This window comes from bacterium SCSIO 12844, assembly GCA_024397935.1.
Classification (GTDB): Bacteria; Pseudomonadota; Gammaproteobacteria; order Francisellales; family Francisellaceae; genus M0027.
Genome location: CP073743.1, coordinates 1,221,222 through 1,243,960, shown reverse-complemented (window position 1 = coordinate 1,243,960; position 22,739 = coordinate 1,221,222). Strand labels below are relative to the sequence as shown.

Below are 22,739 nucleotides of genomic sequence, written 5' to 3'. Positions count from 1 at the left end.
AGTGATTAAGCAATATTTAAAACAACCAATTGATATTACATCCAAAGAGAACATTATTAAAGTATCTAATCGATTGCTTGACCACTCCCCTGTCAACTTAAAAGAATATTATCATTCTGGGCGCTATCATAAAGAAATTGAGCATATTGTCAGCCATGCTGCCAACTATGCTTCAGAAATTTTATCTACTGAAACTAACTACCAAACTAAGCCTAGTAACTTGGCAGCAATTTTTGATATTGATGAAACCATGTTAAGTAATGCAAATATTTTAGCTGATAATAATTTTATTAACTCGCCTGATGTCTGGGCATATTCTAATGGCATTTCTTCTTTACCCGCTATCCTATCTGTGAAACAGTTATATGACCTTCTAGTTTCATATGATATCTCTATTTTTATTATTACTGCTCGAGAGTTATCAACACTTGAAATTACCAAAACAAATTTAGCTTTCTCAGGCTACCATACTTATGAAAAATTATTCTTAAAGCCTGATGAAACTGAACTTTCATTTTCAGATTATAAGGCCTCTGTTAGAAAAGATATTATAGGCCAAGGTTATCAAATCATTTTAAATATCGGCGATAAACTCACTGATTTTCAAGGTGGTTATTACGACCAAGGATTTCTTTTACCGAATTATTTTTATTAGTTATTTGGATTAACTTCTATTAATGATTCATTAGCTGAATATTGATTATGCAATTTAGACAATGGTTGATCTGGTTGCTTTATTTCAAAGCCTTTTGGTTGTATTGTCTCTAAAAATAATTTGATTTCAGCACTGTTTTTAGAAAAAACAGCATGGCTTTTTGCAACTTCTAAGTCTGCTGGAGTTAACTCCACACCTACTTCCAAAAGGTTTTTAAGCATCTGAATATTGCCTTTTTCACAAGCTTTTTTAAAAGCTTCACCACCTTCAGCTTGATACTCCTCTGGCAAGTCATCAAATCTACTAAGAATATTATTTATCACTAAACCAAATAAATCTTTATCTTGTTTTTCAACTGATAAAAGTAATAAAGGCTTTTCTTTTCCTGCTGTTATCAACTTTGCATCGTATTTAAGTAACAGTTGAACAAGGGGATAATTTTTTTTATCTATAGCATAATGTAAAGCACTATTGCCATTAGCATCTACTTCATTAACATCAACACCTCCTTCAACTAACTTTTGATCTGCTATTGCGACGGCATCAACCTTATTTTTTATTTTAGCAATAATAACATAAACTATGATTTTGAAGTGACTCAGCAATTGTAGGACCCTGATTATAAGCAGAATCCCAAGCTGCCTCAGCTTTTGTATTATATCCGCGACAAGCAGTTAAAACCAAATTTTGATTTAAATCTAGTTTTGATATTTCAGATAGTGCTTTTCCAAAGAAAAAATCATTTTTGCGAACATAAATAAAACCAATATTATTTGATTTATTTACAAGTTCAGACATACATTGAATGTTCTGATCCTCTTCAGCTTTTAACGGTGACAAGGCAACATCCATAACCTTATTTGGGTGTTTAATAGAACCACCAACTAATTTATTAGAATTCACACTACATGACACCTACCAGAGCCATTCTTTGACTAATTGATATTTTAGGTTTAAATGTAGCTTTGATAATATTACAGATATACTCTGAAGAATTAATGGCTCTGGCTAGCGATTTAGCAATAGTTTCAGTACCAATTTTAATCAAAGACTTAGCTTTAAATCCATGCTTTTTAATTTTAATAGGTTTAATGCTTTCTAATATTTCACCTGTACGATAAGACCATATTAATGCAATGGATACAACAAACATAAGCCTTGAAAGTTTTTGCATATCAGTTAAGTGGGTATTCTCAAAATTAAAACCACGTTTTTTAATAGCTGAAAAAAATGACTCAATCTCCCATCTTATTTTATATTGATCGAGTGCATTTAGGTTAAACTCTCTAGTTACAACAATAACTAATTCACCTGTAGGCAGTCGCAGTCCTGAAACATATAAATCGCAGCCTACTATACACTTTGTATTATGAAGTGTTCTTGCTTGTGAAGCTTTAAGAGTTAGAAATAATTTTGAAATCTTTTTATTAGAAGCTAGATAATTACCTTTGGCTCGAATAACAAATTTAACTTGTTTGCTAGACAAATAAGCTATCCAATTTCCATCAATAAATTCACGATCACATAAAAGTGTTTTAATTCTAGTTGCAGGAATAAATTCAAGTAGTTGATCAAATAGTCTCTGCCTATCAATGGCTTTTGAGTTACCTCTCTTTCGCTGAGGAAGCAGTGACCAAATCACAGGAATTGCAACACCTTTATAAGCAATAGCAATCATTAGAAAATTAATATGTACCTTGCCAAACTTCCAGTTAGTTCTATCCATGCATAATATGACTTGATCAGATAAATTGAAAATGGTGTCGACTAGTTTCCAGAGGCTAAGAAAAGATATTTCAAACCTTGTGATAAAACGTTGAAGACGCCTATAACATGACGTAGTTGATGCTTTTGATGGAAAACATTTAGCAATTTGTGAAAGATTAACATCATTTATTATCTGTAGGGCAATAATAAAGTAAGTTAGGCATTCAGTATTCCAAAAAGATAAGTTAAAATAGTGCTTCAGTGACTGTTGTAATTCATTGATGTGTTTCATCATATCGCTCTTTTTTGTTTTTTGGCGATTATAAGAATGAACGATAACAATGAAAAATCAATGGGTTACACCGTTACTGTCGTGTAGTGTGATTAGAATTATTAAACTTTTTATCACTTTGAATCGTGTCATATGTTTTCTTTATATTTGTTTTGGGATCTGTAAAATCTGCTTTATCATGCTTTTTCATCTCTTGAGAGAGTTTACCCCCAGCAGACTTCCAAATTATCTGTTTGACCTGATTACCTTCTCTAGTCCATTGACCAAAAGTTCTCATACTTGTTAAGTCTTTAGCATTATGAAAAGATGTTAAAAGCGTACTTCCAGAAGGTCCCATAAAATTAATATTCCAATCACCTTTAGGTGGGGTAATTGGATTATTTGCCCCTTTTAATCGCTCTCCATGGGCATGTGCAAACCAACCATTAATATTTACGCGTATCTAATGTATCACTACCTTCATGACGGCAAGCATCATAATCAAAAACAAAAAATAAATTATCAGTTGCCAATATACCAATATTTTTACTTCCTGGTTTACCATCATTTATTTTAAAAACTCGATATTCATTTTTATGACCATCACTAAAATACTGTTCTTCCACATTATAAGAATCATATATTTGTAATTGTTTTTTACTGATGAATCAACATCTTTTCCGACTTTAGTTTTAGAATTTCTGATATTCAATAACATTGCAACCGCCATATTTATTATAATCTAAATTAATCACACTGATATTTATAAATAATATTCTAAATATTATGACAAGCATCTCTCGTTAATGTTTTTGATCGCTCTTTAGCATGAAGCTGATCACTAAATAATGTCTCTGGTTGGTCTGCATTAATTACATCTAACCTAACTGGTTTAGGCTTAACAACTAAACGCTTAAGAATCTCTGGGTTTACCCCACCGGCTTCACGATAATAGTCTAATGCAGTTTTTTCATCTGAATTAGTTGTTCTAAATGATGCCTTCGCACCATGATCTAATAACCATAAAATTGCATTATCTTTTTTTTCTAAACACGCATGCATTAAAGACGTAATACCATGATAAGATGAACTTCTATGGTTAATATCTGCTCCAAGTTGCAATAAATCATCCATTGTTTTAAAGTTACCTATTCTTGCTGCTTCAGCTAATGGCGTAATGCCAAACACCCTTTCTTGATTAAGATTAATTCTATCTGGGTAATCGGTTAATAATTTGTCCACTAAGTTTTGCTGATCTTTTTCAATTGCTGCATGTAAAATTGTTTCATTAAAAAAACCAAATGTTTTATTGAGATCTGTTTTCGGATAGTCAATTAATAAATTAACAATTTCATTTTTATTATCTTTAAACGCATCATATAAAGCAAAGCCATATTTATTTTTATAATTAGGATCTACCCCTTTTGCAATTAATGCGCTGACCATCTTTTTATTACCTTTTTCACAAGCAAGCATTAAGGCAGTACGCTCTAAAAAGTCCTTTTGTTCATATAATTCCTTAGGCAAATACTTTATTGCTAAATCAAAAAGCTCTTCATCTTCTAAACTTGCTGCTACAAGTAATAGGCTTTCTCTCTTATCGCCCCCTCGAGAAATTAGTTCATAACTACCAGCTTTTAATAATAATTCAACAACTTCATAATTTGGGTTATAGCCAACCGCTGAATATAAAGCATTATTACCACTAGAATCTAACATATTGACATCTTCTATACGTCCTGAATCTAGCAATATTGAAAGGTAGTCTGTTTGTCCTGACTTTGCTGCTTTATGAACTAAACTCTCCCCATCAAGTTTATAATTTATATCAACTTTGACATTTTCAACTAACTGACTAAACTCTCCAATTAATTCTTTATTGTATGTATAAAATAATCGTGAAGTTAATCGCTGGCTTTGATTTTTATCACTGTTTGCTATAACTGAATGATAATCTTTTCCACTTTTATCTACACCATCAATCGTAACATCAAATAAATCTGTTAACTTTGGTCCTTCATTAAATGTGTCTCTCCATTTAACATCCACACCCTTATCATAGCCACGACATGAAAATACCATTAAATTTTGATTAAAACCTAATCGATGCATATCAGATAGAAGGTCTTTCAAACTAACATCCTTCGTTTTTCTATTTCGTGCATAAACAAATCCAAGCCCTTCTGATCTCTCAACCTGAGCATAAATATGCTTCATAGTTTGACCATCTTCTGTTTTCATTGAACCAAAAGATATATTCATAATACGATCAGGATGATCAACTGAACCACCGACTAATTTAACAGGGTTCGTAAACTTTTCAGCTTCTTTAACAGAATCAGAAGTTGTAACTTGCTTTGTAACTTGATCTTTTGTTGTTACTTTTAACTTTCTATGTTGTGGCATAACAACAGAATCACTTGAATAGACAACCTGCTCAACCTTATCTTTTTGCCTAGACCACTGTCCAAATGAGCGTAAGCCAAGCTGTTGCTCATCATTCATATATCTTGAAACTAATATACTGCCAGAAGGTGCCATAAAGTTAATATTCCAATCCCCTTCTGGTGGTATAAACGGATGATTTCCTCCTACACCTGTTTCACGTATACCATGAGCCTCTTCCAACCAACCCTTAATTTTTTTTGTATCTAAAACACCATCTTTACAGCAATAATCATAATCAAAAAAATGATAGAATTTATCGGTTGCTATAATACCTATTGTTTTAGCTCCACCACTTACCTTATAAACCTTAGCTTCTTGATTAGTTGTTGATTTAAAATACTGCTCCTCAACACTATAAGAATGATCAGGAAGCAATTTATCTCTAACTGATCTACTAACTTGAGTACCTTGTTTTGTTTTTCTTGGATTAAGGACTAACTGCATAACAACCACCAATTTATAATAATCAGACATTCAAAAAATATACTATGATGACCTGCTATAAATCAAATTAATACTGAAGAATATCAGAAACAAAACAATCGAACACAATTCGATCAAATGATTGATTTTAAGAAATATTAATTAAACATATTTTGATATATTTTATTTTTATTATTAATTGCTAATTATTTAAGCCTAAAGCATTATATACACTTAAACGCGCAATTCCTATATATTCATGAATAGCAAACTCAAGCAAAGCTAAATTATAGGCTCTTGGAATTAAGCTCACTTGTGCTTTAACAAAGTCCGATGGTACTGGCACCACACTAATATGAAAATTATTAAAATACATAAGCGCACGTTTCATATGAAAACCACTTGTAATTAATAAATACTCTTTAAATGGATATTCAGATGCAACAAATGCCATATTCCTTGCATTTTCAAATGTATTTAAACTGTGATCTTCTAAGATAACTTGATGCGCTGGTACACCAAGTTTAATTAATTCTGTTTTATATACATTAGCTTCTGAATCATCCAGTCCCGCTGTATTACCACCACTGACAAAAATCGTATATTCAATACCATGACTTTTAGCAGTTTTATAAACTTGATAAGCTTGATTGATTCTTGAATATGATACAATACTAGGATAATAAGTATCATTAAACCGTGTTAGTCCACCACCTAGAACAATCATTGCTCGGTGTTCTAAAATCTGTTTTTCACTAACCGACTGATCTTTTATTTGTAAATGAGTTACAATTGGTTGAGTCAAAACACCATTCGAGAAAAAATAAAGTAGTAAAATTAAAATAGCAATAAATACTTTTCTGACCGTTTTAAATAAATAAGCCAAAATCAATACCATTAAGCAAAATACAACTGGATATAGTAAAAAAGCAATTGCATTAAAAAAAACTGCAAAAAGTTCCATAAAACTTAACTACCTATGACATTAATTTTTCACTTTATGCTTCAATTACTTGATTAAAATTTCGTTTTACCTTTCATACCAGGAGGTATCATACCTTGCATTCCTTTGGCACCTCCCATTGCTTTCATCATTTGTCCCATACCACCTTTAGACATTTTTTTCATCATTTTTTGCATTTGTAAAAATTGCTTTAACAAACGATTGACATCTGGAACATCCGTACCTGAACCTTGCGCAATTCTCTTTTTCCGAGAACCTTTAATTATTTCAGGCTTACGTCTCTCTAATGGAGTCATTGAATTAATAATCGCTTCCATTTTAACAAACATTTTATCATTCATCTGAGACTTAGCAGCTTCAGGAACTTTACCCATACCAGGCATTTTATCCATCATTTTGCTAACGCCACCCATTTTTTTCATTTGTTTTAATTGCTCTTTAAAATCTTCAAGAGTAAAGCTTTTACCCTTTTTAATTTTTTTCGCAAGTTTCTGAGCTTTTGCTTTATCTACCTTTTGTTCTGCTTCTTCAATTAAAGATAGAATATCACCCATACCAAGTATACGAGAAGCCATACGATCAGGATGAAATGGCTCTAATGCATCTGTTTTTTCACCAATACCCAAAAACTTAATCGGTTTTCCAGTAATATAACGAATTGATAATGCAGCACCTCCTCTTGCATCACCATCAGCTTTTGTCAAAATCACACCTGTTAATGGCAATGCATCATGAAATGCTTTTGCTGTATTTGCTGCATCTTGACCTGTCATACTATCTACAACAAATAACGTTTCTGAAGGCGCTGTAATTTGGTGTAACCCTTGAATTTCTGTCATCATTTCTTGATCAATATGCAAACGTCCTGCTGTATCAACAATTAATACATCAGCTACTTGACGTTTTGCTTCTTCTAAAGCGCGTGTTGCAATCACTTTTGGATCTTCATCAGCTTGAGAAGGGCAAAAAATAACCCCAATCTCATTAGATAATGTTTTTAACTGATCAATCGCAGCAGGTCTATAAACATCCGTACTAACAACCATTACTTTTTTCTTTTCAACATCTGTTAAGTATTTTGCAAGCTTGGCTGTTGAAGTTGTTTTACCAGATCCTTGTAAACCTGCCATTAATATAGTAACAGGTGGTTGTGCTTTTAAATTTAAGCCTTCATTTTGTCCACCCATGACATTTTCAAGTTCTTTTTTAACAATACCAATAAAGGCTTGGCCAGGCGTTAGGCTTTTAGTGACTGCTTCACCTAAAGCTTGCACTTTAATACGTTCAACAAATTGTTTAACAACAGGTAATGCCACATCTGCTTCTAAGAGCGCCATACGTACATCACGTAGTGCTGATTGAATATTTTCATCAGTCAATCGCCCTTGCCCTGTTACCTTACCAAAGGTGGTACTTAAGCGATCTGATAAATTTTTAAACATAATAGTTCACCAAATAATCTGTTTGTTATGATTTTAATTACTCATTTTTCTAAGTAGTCTATTATAATTTGATATGAAGACTTAAATAAAGTAAAAATTCGGAATCTGGTCATGAGCGTAACAAATAATGAAAATGATCGTAGCCGAAAAGCGCAATTATTGATGTTAGCTGAACAAGGGAATGCTGAAGCACAGTATGAACTTGGTATGCTTTATAAATTAGGTGACGCTAAAACAGATCCTAATATAATTGCTGCACAACGGTGGCTTAAACAAGCAGCACTTCAACAGCATGAACAAGCACAATACGAAATTAAAAAAATAATGAAAGAATCTGCACCAAAGAAATTAGCAGCCATAAAGTTTTCTCATAAAAATCAATCAAGACAAGCAAAAAACATACCAAATGATCAGCTTAGACAAGTAACTGATTTACTTAAGCAAAGTGGTCAAAAAAATCAAATACAAAAAATTATGCCTAAATCTAATGTGCATACTCCATTAAGTGATATTTGTAGAAAAATACACGATCAACCTAAAGAACAATTACCCATTGAAGAACAATCATTACCACCTACCATACGTCACTTAAAACAAAATAAAAATAGCCATGCGAATACCAAACTTAAAGAAGAAAATAACACTAACTTAGATCACTTAGATGCACTTAAAATATTACCTTCGGAAATTATTTACCAAATTAATGATCTTATTGGTCTATTTGAAATTAAACAATTAATTACCCAGTTAAGCTATAAGACATATGAAGCAACTAATAATAACAAAAAACATATTGAAGGATTTCATACCCTACTACCTAACTTTCTATTTTGTGGCAACTCTGGCTGTGGCATCTCAACGGTCAGCCAAATTATACAAGAGATTTTTTATCACTTTAAACTAGTCTCAACCAAACAACCAACCTATATCAATGCAGAAGAATTAATTCAGTTGAAAATTCCACAAGTTAACGGGTTTCTTGATACTTTATTTGAAAAAGCTGACTCAAGCGTGCTGATTATTCATCATTTAGACAAATTATGTCGTTTGGATAACCACAAACAAGGTCATATTATTTTTGAGTCATTAGTTCGTCACAATAGCCGTTTAACAGATCAAGTAATGATTATAGCTAATTGTCAGCGCCACAGCTTGCCTGAGCTAAAAACATTATATTCAAAAATTGATATTCTTTTTCAAAAAACCTTAGAGTTTAACGATTTAAACCCTTCAGAACTAATTGAAATATATCAATTACACCTTAAGCAGATGCAACTTAATATCACGGCAGAAGCATTACATTACGTCAATGAAATATTCCAAGCTTTATATCGAACCAGAGGTCATGTATTTAAAAACACGCACCTTGTAAAATCAAGCATTACACAACATGTAGATGCGCTACATCAACGCACTAAATCTAATAAAAAAGCTGCTAAAAATTTACTAACACTTAAGGATGTTGAGCTCTAAGCTAAAAGGATGTGTAAAATTCACATATTTTTGCGTGCATTTTAATAAAAAATCAACTAGAATATTCTAGCTTCAGGCTACTGCCAGAACAATAAACATACAAGAGAAGGTCAGAGCATTATGGAACAAATTGGACATTTATTACATCCAACGCAAATTGATACAAAAGAAAAAAACGATCATACATGCAGAATTACACTAGAACCTTTTGAGCGGGGTTTTGGCTATACGCTGGGTTATGCACTAAGACAAACAATGCTTTTTGCTCTATCCGGCTGCTCATTAACTCATGTAAAAGTCAATGATATTACTGACCTTAATCAAGAATTTAAGGCAACTCAAGAGCCTTTAGATGAGGTGCTTTTAAATATTAAAGGCTTATTAATCACCTTAGAAGAAGGTTTAAACGAAGCAACCATTGCATTTTCTAAATCAACTAAAAAAGGTGTGCTTATTACAGGAGCTGACTTTAATCTACCAGAAGGTGTTAATTTACTTAACCCTGACCATGAAATAGCAACCTTAAAAGCAAATGAGTCTCTTAAAATTGAAGCAAAAGTAATGCGTGGTCGTGGCTACTATGAGCCAGAAGAAAATAATGTCGATGGTTATTTTCATTTAGATAGTACTTTCTCTCCTGTCCTTCGCTGCAATTATAGTATTGAAAATGCTCGTGTTGAACAAAGAACTGACCTTGATAAATTAATTTTTGATATCACAACAGATGGCAGCTTATCACCGACTGATGCTCTAAGCCAATCAGCTAATATGCTTAGAAATCAGATGGGTAATTTAATTGATGAAGAAGCAATTCAAGCTCGTATCGTAGTAGAAGAAAAACCAGAAATTGATCCATTCTTATTACGCTCAGTTGAAGATTTAGACTTAACTGTACGTTCAGCGAATTGTTTGAAATCAGAAAATCTTCGTTATATTGGTGAATTGGTTCAACGCACTGAATCTTCATTATTAAAAACACCAAATTTTGGTAAGAAGTCATTGAATGAGATCAAATCTAAATTAACAGAATATGGCTATTCACTTGGTATGGTTGTACCAAACTGGTCATTAGATGATTTAGATTATTAATCTTTTTCTTTTCTATTAGAACTTCTAAAAAAATAATACAATTAATGAGAAATAAGCTTAAGCTATATAATACTTCTTAGGCTATTTCCACTTCCTTTAAATACGAATTAAACCATATTGAATCACTTATAAACACTTGATTATAAAACTTCAAAAATTAAGCATTTATACTTTGACTTTCTTAGCTAAACTAATATAATTCTCAACTAGTTAATGCCGAAGTGGTGGAACTGGTAGACGCGCCGGATTCAAAATCCGGTTCCTTTACGGGAGTGAGAGTTCGAGTCTCTCCTTCGGCACCAAATACTTGTCTTTTTTCGTCTCAAATAATCTAAAAAGCTTTATAAATCAGTAAATTAATATTTTTTCATTACTTTTACAAGCGCATATAATCTCACTACATCCTACTATAAAGTGTATACCATAGTGTATACTGGCATTATAAATTTAGCCCACCTTCAAAACTGGTATACACTTATGAAGCTTAATGACACGAAAATCAAAAACTTAAAACCACAAAAAAAGGTATACAGAGAAAGTGATGGCAATGGTTTATACCTTGCAATTAAGCCTAATGGCAGCAAACTATGGCAGTTTCGCTATACGTATAACAAAAAGCCAAATTGGTTAGGCTTAGGTGTATACCCATATATTTCACTTAAACAAGCACGCGAATTAACACATGAGCATAAAAGCATATTAGCTAAGGGCTTAGACCCTAAAAAAGAAAAAGATAACCAGAAGGCTGCTAAAACTAATTTATTTAAATATAGTGCTTTCGAATGGATAAAACTTAAAAAAGCTGAATTTGCTGAAAACCATTTTAAGCAATGCCTACAAAGATTAGAGCGTTTAATTTTACCTACCTTTGGAGAGCGTCCTATTGATGAAATTGAAACTAAAGAAATTATAAGCTTTCTTCGAGAGATTGAAGCAAAAGGCCATCTTGTTCAGCGCAATAAGGTTAAAAGTCATTTAAACCAAATTTTTGCTAATGCATTGATAGAAGGTAAATGCATTTATAATCCAGTTAGTGGTATTAGCTCAACACTTAAAACTGCCAAGCATAAGCACTATGACTTCCTTAAAGAACCAGATCAGATTGCTCAACTATTAAATGACATTGATACATACCAAGGTAACTACCCCACTGTAATGGCTTTAAAACTTGCACCATTAGTTTTATTACGCCCCAGTGAACTTGCAGCACTTGAATGGGAAGAAGTCTATATATCGCAAAAGAAGTTAATCATTAAGGCTGAACGCATGAAAATGCGTAAAGCCCACACAGTGCCCTTATCTGACCAAGCATTTGCCATTATTAAAGATATGCAAGTATACTCTGGTAATCACCGTTATGTTTTCCCAAGTACGAAAACACCAAAGAAGCCAATTGATATTAACACGTTAAGGCTATCACTTAGAAAGCTTGGCTATACTTATTCTCCTTCTCTTGGTAGAGAGAGAAAAGAAGGTGAAAAGCTCAAACAGGATACACATGGCTTTAGACATATGGGTAGCACCCTACTTTATGAAATGGCAGCTCAATATGGTTGGAGTAGTGATATCATTGAAAAGCAATTAGCCCATGTTGAACCCAATAAAGTTAAAGCCACCTATAACCATGCTGAACACCTTAATGAACGTGTATCAATGATGCAAGTCTGGGCAGATTATCTTGATCAGATTAAATTCACTACCTATGAATGAATACTACCTCATACCTCTATAGAACATCAAGAACATGGTTGAATTTTACACTTGTTCTATTTTTTATTTCTGTATGCCTTATAAATCAAGGGTTGTAGCGGTTTAGAACATTAGAACATGTAGAACACGTTATTTTTGATTAAGTTGGTATTTGGTTAATTTATCACTATCTTTTTTCACTAAATTAGCTTGTTCAAATGCATCCCAAGCGATATTAGAAAGTGCTTCTATAGACTCATGCATATGGTTAGTACTTGATTCACCTAAGATGAAAAACAAAGTATTATAAATTTCTTCAGCTAAAGCTAATAAGCTTGTAATCTCTTGTGTACATATTCCATACTCATCAACTTTTGTTAAATTATTGTTACTATTTAATTCGATATGGGCAAATGATTTATCTCTAAAAGATTTAAATTTTTTATCAATAGCATTTACTTTGTCTAAAAGTTTTTGTAATTCAGTTTTGTTATCGTTTAAGTTTTGATCACTAATAAGTGTTTCAATGAGAATTTTATAACTAATAGTATTATAATTTTTATATTTACTATCTGATATCAATATAAATACTCGGCCTATCACTAATTTAATAATCTCGGTATTCATAAAATCAAAGTATTCATTAGTGATAATATACTCATCAGCGGGAACAGAAGTATTATATATAATCTTGATTGCTAAGTACTGCTGTCGTAATCCCTCTAATTGTTTACGATATACCTTATAGTTACTCATAATATTAACAACTTCCTGCGAATTAATTAGTATTATTCTAACCTATTTGCTTATATTATTATCTCCATATTACTGATAAAAATGCAAAACATACTAAAATTACATGTTCTACGTGTTCTAATGTTCTAAAACAGCTACAGACCTTATTTTATATACATTTTTAATGACAAATAATAGAACATGTATAGAACAAGTGGAACATTTGGAACATAGCTAAATTTTGACTTTGTTCCATTTTTTAACATCATAAACCCTTATAAATTAAGGCTTATAGCCACTTTGGAACACTGGTACAAGTGGAACATGGTTTTTTGGTCAAGTTTGTAAATTAGCTTTATAGTTCATCTCAAATAGGAAATATCATATTCTAAAAAATCTCTTCTGGAGAATTTTATCTTTGATAGTATTATTGGGACTTTTTTTACAGCTTGTAACTGCCTAACACTTAAATACAACAAAGCAATAAACGCTATATATAAAATTACGAAGCAAAGTTTATCAATTAATCTACTATCATAATGAATATGCTGAGAAAGAAAAATATTAACCCCACCTGCTATAATAGCAAGAATGAAAAAAGAATATCCCCATTTATATGCACTTCTTTTGTCAACAATCAACTTATAATTAGACCAATCAATCTTATAATAACCCTGCAATACTTTTATCAAGCTTATTTTAATACGATTGATTGAAATCATATGGTCTAACTTCTTATATCCAAATATTGATAAAGGAATTTTACCATATGTTTTTGCCTGAAACTCATATTGGACAATCCGTTTTAACTTTTCCTTTTCATAGTTTGAAAAGCCTACAGAAGATTCAATCTGATTAATAGTTTTCATATAATGCTTATAGTATTTGGGTAAGCCTTTTACCACCATATTACTTTTAAACTTCAATACATAGCCAAAGTAATTATTAATAAAAAAATAAATCACCGGAACTAAATAAAGCAAAAAAGCCACATAAATATTAATTGCTCCATTTTTAACCAAACCAATAACTTCTGACGACATCTCTAGAGTATTAGACATTTTTTATACACCTGCCTTTCTAAAGAAATTAATTATTGTCATCTTTAATCAAATGTCAAACATGACATCATAAATTCAAATATGATTAAAAACTACATGTTCCAAATGTTCCATGTTCCAAAAACTGCTATAAGCCTTATTATATATAAATTTCTTTATTCAAATTCTGGAACATCCTTGGTACAGATGGAACATTTACGGGGTTAAAGGTACTTACTAAGCTTATAAACTTATCAGGTTGATTACGCGCAAATAAAACTTTTTGCGTCGTATTTTGAGTTTGCAGGCTAGGACTGGGTGATTTAGAGCTTTACTTCAAAAGTTTAGTTATTTTTCCATGTTAATAGTGTAGTTGTGCAATTTGCAGTCAAATATTTAACTCTCTGATTGCTAGAAAGTTGCGCATCTAAAACCCTTATGGTTACTAGCTTTCAGAAGTACCTTTTTATTAGTTATGAATATTATACTGATTTTATCTTTTAAGTTTGTTGATTACCGTAGTCTAAAAAAGTACTGGTTTAACTAGATAACTGTTTATAGCTATAAGGTTAATTTAATTGACTTATATTTATGACATAGGTGATATATGATTTTCACATATTTATAAGTTAAACAATTCAGAGGGTTGCAAAAATGAGAAATATAGAAAATGTAACAAATAATATTAAATCATATATGCCATTTGAATATTTTTATTAATTTATAAGTATTTTATACTTAAATATTCCAAATAAAAATAAAGTTAAAATAATAAGAAAAAATAAGAACCAAAAAAGAGAAAAAAAATGAATACAGATATACTTAAGCGGATTATTAAAGATGTAGCATCAAATTTTAATTACAGTTTAACTGCTCAAGAGCATATTGATCATGGAGGACAGTTATCAGGAAATATTTCATTAACTCCAATCAGAGGTTATTTAAATGGTGACGTTGATTTAAATAAATTAAACGAATTAAGATCAATTTTAGAATCACGAATTCATAATGAAGCAATTGATTTTTCTCAGGGTACAGAGGGTACTATAGATAATGCTAAGGTTATAAAAATAGCTAAACAACTTGAATATGCGGATTGTACAATTCAAGCACAAGCAGTTTGTGAAGAGCTATTATCATATGATTCAATTGATGACTTATGTATAACTTCTACTAAAGGACTTGGAGCACATAGCTTTGCAACTTTTTCTTATCAAGGAAAGCATTACTGCGTTGATCCATGGGCTGGCATTGTTACTGAAGGAGATGATTTGAAAGATTCAATTTATTCACATATGTCTAAATTATCTAAAGTTGAAAAAGAATCTATAGACCTTTTTATAGCAAATGACCCATATCAAAGAAATGAGCCTTTGTTTGGATATGCTGATGTTACAGATTTGTCTGAACATAAAAAAATACAAATATCACATGATAGTAATACACCTAAAATTTTTACTGATCAATATATGGATAATAAATTTAATCCAACAGTGGATTCTATCCAACCTCTAAGCAAATAGATTATATAGTGACTTGTAATGATTCATACTGAGGCTGGTAACCAATAACTTAATTTGTGTTATTTCACCCGTCAAGAAATCCGTTTAAATTTGATCCCATTTAAAAATATATTGAGTATAATTCCCTGAGTTATCAGGAACATTAGATCATAGATTATCCATTTAATATTGTTCTTGAAGAATTTAAACCAAATTATAAAAAGGTACTCCCAAGGCAAAACTTAGTGGGGGTGATTCACCCGCCGAAAGCCTCTTCTGCGTCACAAAAAAAATTGATTTCATTTCGCTTTTTTATTCTAAAAATATGAGTCCATAAATAATCATTAAAGAATATGAGTGATCATAACGTCTTACAATTTTAGCTGTAATATGGTTAAAAAAACGAAATAAGGTTATCTTCTTTAAACAACTTGGAGCGATATTAAATTATAGATTAACTTGAAAATAAGTTATCATATTGTTATCATTTAAGATAACAAACCAAGTGGTATTTAAGGTAATTATTAAGTGACATGGAATATTGAGTTTTATAAAGGTGTCGATGATGAAATTATAGAATTACCACCAAAAGTACAAGCTAAAATGCTTAGGTTATTTGATTTAATGCAAATACATGGGGCTGATCTAGGTAAACCTCATACTGAGGCATTAGGTGATGGACTTTTTGAGGTTAGAGCTAAAGCACTAGAAGGTATAGCAAGAAGCTTTTTCTGCTATCTTCATGGTAAAAATATTATGGTATTAAGGGCCTTTGTTAAGAAAACACAAAAAACCCCTAAAAAAGAACTTGAATTAGCAAGAAAACGAATGCAGGAGGTTAAAAATGAACTTAAAGCAGTTAAAAAATAAGGCATTCAAAAATCCTGAAGTAAAAGAAGAATATGAAAAATTAAGTTATGAGTTTGAATTAACTAATCAACTTTTAAAAATGAGGAAAGCATCAGGGTTAACCCAAGAGCAAATTGCAAAAAAAATGGGTACTACCCGTAGTAATATTTGTCGTCTTGAGAAGTTAGGTACACACCCTAGAGTGGATACAGTTGAAAAATATGCTAAAGCCTGTGGCTATCAAATGCATTTTAATTTTAAGCCTGTGGAGGCCTAAATATTGTTATTACTTTCTATATTTAGATGAGCATGGATCATTACCACAATTATTATTCCCGAACAGTAATAAAAACACCAGAAACTAACCAAATCATCATAAATATTCCCGAAAGGGAAAAATATTGACAATTTTACTCGAATCAGCTTAAAATTTTACTGAGCGGTAATAAAAAGTGAATGCTATGAAAGTTCATATAACAAGTACAAAAGAAGTCGGTGATATTATTCGTAAAGCACGAAAATTTCAAAAACTAACACAAGCTGATTTATCAGGCATAAGTAATGTCGGTGTCCGCTTTATTAGTGATATTGAAAATGGTAAACAAACAGCTGAAATTGGTAAAGTGATTCATTTACTTGGTGCCGTTGGTATTGCCATTGATTTACGTTGTGACTGGATGTAAAAACATAACAAATAATATCGCGACTAATTTATATAATCGGATAACATCATATCTTTTATTCTATACTTTTATAAATCATAGCAAATAAAATACTAGGATATTACATGCCACACTATTATGTTAATGATAAAGCACAACAAAATGGTGACCATGAAGTTCATACAGATACTTGCCGTTATCGCCCTAACCTTTTAGGTGGTACAGACCTTGGCAAGCACCTCTCTTGTCAATCTGCCGTAGAAGAAGCAAAAAAAAGAGGCTATAAACAAGTAAATGGATGTTATTACTGCTCAAGAGAATGTCATACTCAATAAATAGTCTAAGTATTTTTAAGGGATAATTATGGAACATTTGTATAAATATTTACCTATTTTAAACGAAAAGGACGAACTAGATGAAAATTTATTGAAAAGCATTTTAGACGGCTACATTAAGTTTAGTCAACGAACTAGTTTTAATGACCCTAATGATTGTCAAATTTATATTGAAGATATAATGCATAACGAATCAAAAGAATTCTTTGAATCATTAATAAATAAGTATTATATTGCATGTTTTTCAAAAATAAATGATAGTGTGGCTATGTGGTCACACTATTCTAAAGACCACCAAGGCATCTGTCTCGTGTATAATAAAACTGCATTAAAAACTCTATTACCACAAGATATAGCTCAAGGAGAAATTAACTATCAAAGCATACCAAAAATATATAGCAAATCATTTTTTTCTGACCTACGTGCCCACCAAGCACAAGAAAATATATTTAAATATCACTGTATGAATGACATGGTTGAAAATGTATTTTTCAAAAAATCATTAGATTGGCTATATGAAAAAGAATATAGAATAAGTTTTGAAATAAGTATGATAGGAAAATTAAAAAGCAAAAAATTAGACAATAGTTACTTAATAAAATTACTACCGCCTATTGAGATTGTGTTAGGAGGTAAGTGTCCTGAAACTATAATTAAAGAAATTGAAAAAATCATAAATCAACAAAAATCAACGGTCTCATTGGGACAAGCAAAGCTAGATCATGAATCTTACTCAATGAAAATAGTTCCTTACCGCAAATAAATACAGCTCCCCCACCCCCTTCTACCTGTATACCAAAACGTATATCGCAAATTTTATAAAACTCTCAATCCCTTATAAGATATACTGCAATGCAGCATTTATTGAGTCTCTCCTTCGCACCAAATTTTTTTCTTTAATTGAAAAGCTCATCATTTATGTTATAGAAGTAAAATAATAGTCACTACTAAAATTCAGATTAATAGAATAATAGCAATCTTTTGGCAGTATTGGTTTTACATCTAACTCAATCTTAGCTAATAAATTATCCATGAAATGTTTACCACTATGCGCTTTTCTAAGTACAGACTAAGGTAGTCGCCATGCTAAAGCTGCTATTTTAAATTACTTAATATTGTTAAGCAAAGTGGGATTAAATCATTAAGGTAAAAAGGTACTTTCAACCCAAAACTTAGTGGGGGTGATTCACCCGCCGAAAGCCTATTCTGCGTCACAAAAAAATCGCTTTCGTTTCGCTTTTTTGATGCCATAAGCAATGTATTATTTCATACTACAAATTTTTCTATTTGATCACTAAGTCTTAAGTTTATGGAGTAATTTTCTACTTAACATTTTTAAATGTTTTTGATTTACGCCAATTTGGATAAGTTAATTCCCATAATCTATAGATTTTATTATTTTTGTATTCTGCTACTAGGATTACTTCTATCTTTTGTGGTGGCTGTTTTGGCTTGGTTACAGTAATAAATAACCTACAAGCAATTTTATTCTCTTGTTCAACTATAGTGTTAGTATCATAATCTATTTTGTAACCAACATTTGTCTGATATATTTTTTTATGTGAGTTATAAAAGTCATCATAGTCCATTGTTGTACCATTACTATATAAAATAAAATCTTTATGATAAAAGGTGCTCATTAAGTCAATTTTTTTTGCTTCAACCATTTGACTAAACATCTGCTTTAAGTTATCAAAATAGTGGTTATTAGAGGTATCCGAAGCATAAGAATTTAAAGGTAGGTTTAGAACAAACAATAATATCAGTAAATTAATTACTACCTTAAATTTGAAAGTCTTTTTTTCTCGTTTCATAAAATATCCCATTATCTTAATAAGAGTACTGTTTTTGTCAGTATAAACTAAGAAAGAAAATAGTATAACTGGGTAATTTAATTTGACTTGCTACAGTCTTAAATTTTTTGATATTTTCTTATTGGAAAAGTGAAATGTAATCAGCCTAAAAAAAGCTACTAGGTATACTTGAACTCAAGGTATAATAATTATACAAACATATATTATTTTGTTTTATGAAAATTAATTTAATACTGACTCCAATCGATGTCACTTTTAAGTGCATTTCTAATTTTAGTAATGCTTTGACTAATTTTTATAGTTTTTAAATATTTAGGATTTATTAGCTCAATATTTAAAGGCTGGCTAGAAAAACATGATATCATCTCACCTGAAAGTATCACAATTTGAAATGGGAAATCATTCTGTGAAAAAAATTTTGTAGGTATACTAGCCTTACTATCTGGTTTAATAATTTTGTCAGAAGGAAATACATAAAGTTGATTTGAATGATCATCATTACTATTACGACTAAAAATCACATGTGGATCTTTCCAACCTTCAAATAGTCCAATATATCTTTGATCAAACCCTACAGGAAGTAATGAAGTATTTATTATTAAAATCGGCATTGCTTTTGTTTTTACCATAGAAATATGCTTCTTATATTTTTTACTTTTTTCAACAACAACGCTCGTTATTCTTGGGGCAAGGTCATCATATGGAATTTCAACAAATTCAGAGCAGCTTTCTATTTTATTAGGTAACTCTTTTAATACTTGACTCTTTCCTATTGAAGGAGTGACACATTCAATCCATACTTGTTCATTCCTGTCTAAATCAATCAATACATCTACGTCAGGGGCGCTATTATGATTTTTACTTAAATTAATACCTGCATCAATCAACTTTGATATTATCATCATTTCTGTAATTCTTTGACAGAGTTTATTTTTATTTTGCTTTACTTCACTTTCAAAGTGTTTATCAAGATATGCATTTGTCTTGTTATATAATGTATTTAATTTACCAATAAAATCATCATTATAGCAGCTGAATTCTTTATTATTAAATATCATATGCATAACCAAAAAATATATTTTTACAATACAATTATAGCAATAATACTTTTCACTAGCCCACACACCAAAATCAATTAAAACGCTTATCACGACAATGCCATTTAAATCCTGATATTTTATCAGATGACTTCATGTTTTCTTCACCATTTTGGAAACAAGCCAATAAAGATAGTTTCTTGGATAAATTTCTTGATTCGACTGAATATATTGAAAAAAGCCTTTCCAACATTGTTAAATTTGATACTGTCATTCACTGTGCTAATGAAGATAATTCTTACTTTACACTTACCTTACGATACCATACAAAAAATGGTTATAGTGTCGATGAGGTTGTTATATGTGCAGTTAGAGATGGTAAAATATTTAATATGAAAAGTATTTATGACTTGGCGCTCACTAAAAAAGCTCAGAATCTAGTCTAAAAACAATTTATTTACGTTTTAGAAGTAAAATAATAGTCACTACTAAAATTCAGATTAATAGAATAATAACAATCTTTTGGTAATATGGGTTTTACAACTGACTCAATCTGAACTAACAAATTATCCATGAAACTTTTATCACGGTGTGCTTTTCTCAGTACCATGATTTCAAAATGACAGTTTAGGTGTAGATACCCTGTAGTAGTATACGCCCTACTCTTACACACACCAGCTGTAGAATCAATTTGATTAATAAGCGCTTCTATTTTTTGAAAGATATCTTTTACATTTAAATCTAATTCTTGACTATATCGAAGTTCAACCTGAGGCATTTTAGCACCCTTATTAAAATTTATTTTGGTGAAATATTTTTAGCATAATAAAAAGCACAGCACAAGCTATGAATATAAAGTGCAAAACCTACTTAAATAATGTGTTCTGATATTCTAAATTTCTGTAAGCATTTATTTTATATACACTTTCACTACAAGAATTTGATTATATTAAAAAGCACTAAATTAGTTTTTCATCGCTAATTAGTCTCCAGTTAACTTTACAATAGATTAATAGTTGCACTATATTACGCTTCAATATATAATGCAATGCTTCATTTATTATGGCTAAATAATTAATGCTGGAGGAAAAAGATGCCTAATCCTGCCCAAGATAAGTATGGTGAAAAACTTAAAAAAATAGAAGAAGATAAGTTAATCAATTTAAAAGATCAGATACGAAATTTAATTGATAGCTTTGATCAGGTAGTTACTAAACCAACAGATGACCATATAAAGCAAATGAAAACTCAAATGCAGCAGTTATCAAATGAAATAACTATTACTCTTAATATAGTCAATTTAATGAATAATTCTGAATTGGGTAAATTAGTTAAACTTTTAGATATAGTAAATAATTTATTACAGGATGAAGATATCAAAAAGAACATAAACATTTCACTAGAGAAACCTAAAAAGTCAAAAACGTACTTTTTTTCTATTTCCAGCTCCTCTCAAAATGCTAATACTAAAACTACTTATAATAATTTAGAAAGTCTTGTTAAATTCTTTAATAAAAGTTTAAGTCAATTAGCAGAAATCAATAAAAGAAAAAAAACAGATGGTTATAATGAAAAAAATCGTAACCAATACAAAATTAAAAAACAAAACTTACAATCTATTATAAATAATTTGTTATGCTGTGAAGATAAGGAAACATCACTTATTTTAAATAAGATACGATACCATAGAGACAATAATCAAGATGATATTGAAAGGTTAGATAGGATATTAATTGATTTAATGAAAATTATTGCAGAAACGTCTTCTGCATCATTAGATAAGTCGAACTTTTCTATTGATCGTTCATCAGCTTCATTAAAAGATACTGCTTTTAGCATTCTTATAGAAATTAGTCAATCTTATGGCTTTATGCCATATAATGAAGAACTTTTACCAGTACCTGGTAGTCTCTTCTATCGTGAAGGATGGTCTGAAAGAGAAAAAATTAATGCTGACTCTGCCCAACTAAGATATTTACAAGATCACTCTTTCTCATAAAATAAATTCTAGCATTTCTAAATGATCTGAAATATAGAAAAAGGTACAATAACTTAGTAGGATTTATTCACCCGCCTAAAGCCCACTCTGCGTCATAAAAAAATCGCTTTTGTTTCGCTTTTTTAATGCCATAAGCAATGTATTATTTCATACTACAAATTTCTCTATTTGATCACTAAATCTTTTAAGTTTATGGAGTAATTTTTTATTTAACATTTTTAAATGTTTTTGATTTACGCCAATTTGGATAAGTTAATTCCCATAATCTATAGATTTTATTATTTTTGTATTCTGCTACTAGGATTACTTCTATCTTTTGTGGTGGCTGTTTTGGCTTGGTTACAGTAATAAATAACCTACAAGCAATTTTATTCTCTTGTTCAACTATAGTGTTAGTATCATAATCTATTTTGTAACCAACATTTGTCTGATATATTTTTTTATGTGAGTTATAAAAGTCATCATAGTCCATTGTTGTACCATTACTATATAAAATAAAATCTTTATGATAAAAGGTGCTCATTAAGTCAATTTTTTTTGCTTCAACCATTTGACTAAACATCTGCTTTAAGTTATCAAAATAGTGGTTATTAGAGGTATCCGAA

The 22,739-nt window shown here is 30.6% G+C and carries 26 protein-coding genes and 1 tRNA gene; 13 read left to right on the top strand and 14 right to left on the bottom strand.

Going from position 1 to position 22,739, the window contains the following annotated elements:
* Position 1 precedes the first annotated feature (1 nt).
* Positions 2 to 655, top strand: a complete 654-nt coding sequence (locus KFE69_05990) for a hypothetical protein (GenBank protein ID UTW43638.1) — start codon at positions 2 to 4, stop codon at positions 653 to 655.
* Here the strand turns inward: KFE69_05990 and KFE69_05985 are convergent.
* From KFE69_05985 to ffh, 8 genes are all read right to left on the bottom strand, one after another.
* Positions 652 to 1,260: an ankyrin repeat domain-containing protein gene (locus KFE69_05985; protein ID UTW43637.1), complete on the bottom strand. Its 609-nt coding sequence runs from the start codon at positions 1,258 to 1,260 to the stop codon at positions 652 to 654. The genes KFE69_05990 and KFE69_05985 overlap by 4 nt on opposite strands.
* Positions 1,217 to 1,558 carry a hypothetical protein gene (locus tag KFE69_05980; GenBank protein ID UTW43636.1) on the bottom strand — a complete coding sequence of 114 codons (342 nt, stop codon included), beginning with the start codon at positions 1,556 to 1,558 and terminating at the stop codon, positions 1,217 to 1,219. Before KFE69_05980 ends, KFE69_05985 begins: the two co-directional genes overlap by 44 nt.
* 1 nt (position 1,559) lies before the next feature.
* The gene (locus tag KFE69_05975; protein ID UTW43635.1) at positions 1,560 to 2,657 is read right to left on the bottom strand and encodes an IS4 family transposase; all 1,098 of its coding nucleotides are present in this window, start codon (positions 2,655 to 2,657) and stop codon (positions 1,560 to 1,562) included.
* Positions 2,658 to 2,727: 70 nt separating this feature from the next.
* Positions 2,728 to 2,991 carry a hypothetical protein gene (locus KFE69_05970; protein ID UTW43634.1) on the bottom strand — a complete coding sequence of 88 codons (264 nt, stop codon included), beginning with the start codon at positions 2,989 to 2,991 and terminating at the stop codon, positions 2,728 to 2,730.
* Between the two features lie 88 nt (positions 2,992 to 3,079).
* Positions 3,080 to 3,259: a hypothetical protein gene (locus KFE69_05965; protein ID UTW43633.1), complete on the bottom strand. Its 180-nt coding sequence runs from the start codon at positions 3,257 to 3,259 to the stop codon at positions 3,080 to 3,082.
* Positions 3,260 to 3,410: 151 nt separating this feature from the next.
* Positions 3,411 to 5,525 carry an ankyrin repeat domain-containing protein gene (locus KFE69_05960; GenBank protein ID UTW43632.1) on the bottom strand — a complete coding sequence of 705 codons (2,115 nt, stop codon included), beginning with the start codon at positions 5,523 to 5,525 and terminating at the stop codon, positions 3,411 to 3,413.
* Between the two features lie 181 nt (positions 5,526 to 5,706).
* Positions 5,707 to 6,468, bottom strand: a complete 762-nt coding sequence (locus tag KFE69_05955; protein UTW43631.1) for a YdcF family protein — start codon at positions 6,466 to 6,468, stop codon at positions 5,707 to 5,709.
* Positions 6,469 to 6,521: 53 nt separating this feature from the next.
* A complete protein-coding gene (gene ffh / locus KFE69_05950; protein ID UTW43630.1) occupies positions 6,522 to 7,910 on the bottom strand; it encodes a signal recognition particle protein in 1,389 nt (462 codons plus the stop codon).
* Positions 7,911 to 8,021: 111 nt separating this feature from the next.
* Between ffh and KFE69_05945 the strand changes: the two genes are divergently transcribed.
* The 4 genes from KFE69_05945 (at position 8,022) to KFE69_05930 (ending at position 12,182) form a co-directional block, all read left to right on the top strand.
* Positions 8,022 to 9,383, top strand: a complete 1,362-nt coding sequence (locus tag KFE69_05945; GenBank protein UTW43629.1) for an AAA family ATPase — start codon at positions 8,022 to 8,024, stop codon at positions 9,381 to 9,383.
* Between the two features lie 120 nt (positions 9,384 to 9,503).
* On the top strand, positions 9,504 to 10,472 hold the full coding sequence (locus KFE69_05940; protein UTW43628.1) for a DNA-directed RNA polymerase subunit alpha: 969 nt from the start codon (positions 9,504 to 9,506) through the stop codon (positions 10,470 to 10,472).
* Positions 10,473 to 10,687: 215 nt separating this feature from the next.
* Positions 10,688 to 10,774: transfer RNA gene (locus tag KFE69_05935), tRNA-Leu, on the top strand.
* Positions 10,775 to 10,949: 175 nt separating this feature from the next.
* The gene (locus KFE69_05930) at positions 10,950 to 12,182 is read left to right on the top strand and encodes a tyrosine-type recombinase/integrase (GenBank protein ID UTW43627.1); all 1,233 of its coding nucleotides are present in this window, start codon (positions 10,950 to 10,952) and stop codon (positions 12,180 to 12,182) included.
* 129 nt (positions 12,183 to 12,311) lie between these two features.
* On the opposite strand, the gene KFE69_05925 is transcribed toward KFE69_05930, so the two are convergent.
* The gene (locus tag KFE69_05925) at positions 12,312 to 12,917 is read right to left on the bottom strand and encodes a hypothetical protein (GenBank protein UTW43626.1); all 606 of its coding nucleotides are present in this window, start codon (positions 12,915 to 12,917) and stop codon (positions 12,312 to 12,314) included.
* Between the two features lie 341 nt (positions 12,918 to 13,258).
* Positions 13,259 to 13,957, bottom strand: coding sequence for a hypothetical protein (locus tag KFE69_05920; protein ID UTW43625.1), 699 nt, complete (start codon positions 13,955 to 13,957; stop codon positions 13,259 to 13,261).
* A gap of 785 nt (positions 13,958 to 14,742) precedes the next feature.
* Here KFE69_05920 and KFE69_05915 point away from each other — a divergent pair.
* From KFE69_05915 to KFE69_05890, 6 genes are all read left to right on the top strand, one after another.
* Entirely contained in the window at positions 14,743 to 15,459 is a 717-nt protein-coding gene (locus KFE69_05915) for a hypothetical protein (GenBank protein ID UTW43624.1), read from the top strand.
* Positions 15,460 to 15,966: 507 nt separating this feature from the next.
* Complete coding sequence (locus KFE69_05910) at positions 15,967 to 16,308, top strand: type II toxin-antitoxin system RelE/ParE family toxin (GenBank protein UTW43623.1); 342 nt, start codon at positions 15,967 to 15,969, stop codon at positions 16,306 to 16,308.
* Complete coding sequence (locus tag KFE69_05905; GenBank protein ID UTW43622.1) at positions 16,283 to 16,564, top strand: helix-turn-helix transcriptional regulator; 282 nt, start codon at positions 16,283 to 16,285, stop codon at positions 16,562 to 16,564. The genes KFE69_05910 and KFE69_05905 overlap by 26 nt, the downstream gene beginning before the upstream one ends.
* 184 nt (positions 16,565 to 16,748) lie before the next feature.
* Positions 16,749 to 16,970 (top strand): helix-turn-helix transcriptional regulator, encoded by a 222-nt coding sequence (locus KFE69_05900; GenBank protein UTW43621.1) that lies wholly within the window; start codon positions 16,749 to 16,751, stop codon positions 16,968 to 16,970.
* A 104-nt stretch (positions 16,971 to 17,074) separates the two neighbouring features.
* Positions 17,075 to 17,284, top strand: coding sequence for a hypothetical protein (locus KFE69_05895; GenBank protein UTW43620.1), 210 nt, complete (start codon positions 17,075 to 17,077; stop codon positions 17,282 to 17,284).
* Positions 17,285 to 17,312: 28 nt separating this feature from the next.
* Entirely contained in the window at positions 17,313 to 18,047 is a 735-nt protein-coding gene (locus KFE69_05890; GenBank protein ID UTW43619.1) for a DUF2971 domain-containing protein, read from the top strand.
* A 559-nt stretch (positions 18,048 to 18,606) separates the two neighbouring features.
* On the opposite strand, the gene KFE69_05885 is transcribed toward KFE69_05890, so the two are convergent.
* Positions 18,607 to 18,963, bottom strand: a complete 357-nt coding sequence (locus KFE69_05885; protein ID UTW44021.1) for a nuclear transport factor 2 family protein — start codon at positions 18,961 to 18,963, stop codon at positions 18,607 to 18,609.
* A gap of 362 nt (positions 18,964 to 19,325) precedes the next feature.
* A complete protein-coding gene (locus tag KFE69_05880; protein ID UTW43618.1) occupies positions 19,326 to 20,156 on the bottom strand; it encodes a hypothetical protein in 831 nt (276 codons plus the stop codon).
* A 134-nt stretch (positions 20,157 to 20,290) separates the two neighbouring features.
* Between KFE69_05880 and KFE69_05875 the strand changes: the two genes are divergently transcribed.
* Positions 20,291 to 20,581, top strand: a complete 291-nt coding sequence (locus KFE69_05875) for a hypothetical protein (protein UTW43617.1) — start codon at positions 20,291 to 20,293, stop codon at positions 20,579 to 20,581.
* Positions 20,582 to 20,592: 11 nt separating this feature from the next.
* Here the strand turns inward: KFE69_05875 and KFE69_05870 are convergent, their stop codons facing one another.
* Positions 20,593 to 20,913, bottom strand: coding sequence for a hypothetical protein (locus KFE69_05870; protein UTW43616.1), 321 nt, complete (start codon positions 20,911 to 20,913; stop codon positions 20,593 to 20,595).
* Between the two features lie 315 nt (positions 20,914 to 21,228).
* Between KFE69_05870 and KFE69_05865 the strand changes: the two genes are divergently transcribed.
* Positions 21,229 to 22,134 carry a hypothetical protein gene (locus KFE69_05865; protein ID UTW43615.1) on the top strand — a complete coding sequence of 302 codons (906 nt, stop codon included), beginning with the start codon at positions 21,229 to 21,231 and terminating at the stop codon, positions 22,132 to 22,134.
* A 205-nt stretch (positions 22,135 to 22,339) separates the two neighbouring features.
* Here KFE69_05865 and KFE69_05860 read toward each other — a convergent pair whose 3' ends face one another.
* A complete protein-coding gene (locus KFE69_05860; protein UTW44020.1) occupies positions 22,340 to 22,696 on the bottom strand; it encodes a nuclear transport factor 2 family protein in 357 nt (118 codons plus the stop codon).
* Positions 22,697 to 22,739: the final 43 nt, after the last annotated feature.

Coding starts and splice junctions, on each gene's coding strand:
- KFE69_05900 (UTW43621.1), top strand. CDS start 16,749: ATGAAAGTTCATATAACAAGTACAAAAGAAGTCGGTGATATTATTCGT.
- KFE69_05905 (UTW43622.1), top strand. CDS start 16,283: ATGAACTTAAAGCAGTTAAAAAATAAGGCATTCAAAAATCCTGAAGTA.
- ffh (UTW43630.1), bottom strand. CDS start 7,910: ATGTTTAAAAATTTATCAGATCGCTTAAGTACCACCTTTGGTAAGGTA.
- KFE69_05940 (UTW43628.1), top strand. CDS start 9,504: ATGGAACAAATTGGACATTTATTACATCCAACGCAAATTGATACAAAA.
- KFE69_05885 (UTW44021.1), bottom strand. CDS start 18,963: ATGTTTAGTCAAATGGTTGAAGCAAAAAAAATTGACTTAATGAGCACC.
- KFE69_05870 (UTW43616.1), bottom strand. CDS start 20,913: ATGCCTCAGGTTGAACTTCGATATAGTCAAGAATTAGATTTAAATGTA.
- KFE69_05895 (UTW43620.1), top strand. CDS start 17,075: ATGCCACACTATTATGTTAATGATAAAGCACAACAAAATGGTGACCAT.
- KFE69_05975 (UTW43635.1), bottom strand. CDS start 2,657: ATGATGAAACACATCAATGAATTACAACAGTCACTGAAGCACTATTTT.
- KFE69_05865 (UTW43615.1), top strand. CDS start 21,229: ATGCCTAATCCTGCCCAAGATAAGTATGGTGAAAAACTTAAAAAAATA.
- KFE69_05955 (UTW43631.1), bottom strand. CDS start 6,468: ATGGAACTTTTTGCAGTTTTTTTTAATGCAATTGCTTTTTTACTATAT.
- KFE69_05945 (UTW43629.1), top strand. CDS start 8,022: ATGAGCGTAACAAATAATGAAAATGATCGTAGCCGAAAAGCGCAATTA.
- KFE69_05960 (UTW43632.1), bottom strand. CDS start 5,525: ATGCAGTTAGTCCTTAATCCAAGAAAAACAAAACAAGGTACTCAAGTT.
- KFE69_05860 (UTW44020.1), bottom strand. CDS start 22,696: ATGTTTAGTCAAATGGTTGAAGCAAAAAAAATTGACTTAATGAGCACC.
- KFE69_05920 (UTW43625.1), bottom strand. CDS start 13,957: ATGTCTAATACTCTAGAGATGTCGTCAGAAGTTATTGGTTTGGTTAAA.
- KFE69_05915 (UTW43624.1), top strand. CDS start 14,743: ATGAATACAGATATACTTAAGCGGATTATTAAAGATGTAGCATCAAAT.
- KFE69_05970 (UTW43634.1), bottom strand. CDS start 2,991: ATGGGACCTTCTGGAAGTACGCTTTTAACATCTTTTCATAATGCTAAA.
- KFE69_05925 (UTW43626.1), bottom strand. CDS start 12,917: ATGAGTAACTATAAGGTATATCGTAAACAATTAGAGGGATTACGACAG.
- KFE69_05875 (UTW43617.1), top strand. CDS start 20,291: ATGTTTTCTTCACCATTTTGGAAACAAGCCAATAAAGATAGTTTCTTG.
- KFE69_05930 (UTW43627.1), top strand. CDS start 10,950: ATGAAGCTTAATGACACGAAAATCAAAAACTTAAAACCACAAAAAAAG.
- KFE69_05880 (UTW43618.1), bottom strand. CDS start 20,156: ATGATATTTAATAATAAAGAATTCAGCTGCTATAATGATGATTTTATT.
- KFE69_05890 (UTW43619.1), top strand. CDS start 17,313: ATGGAACATTTGTATAAATATTTACCTATTTTAAACGAAAAGGACGAA.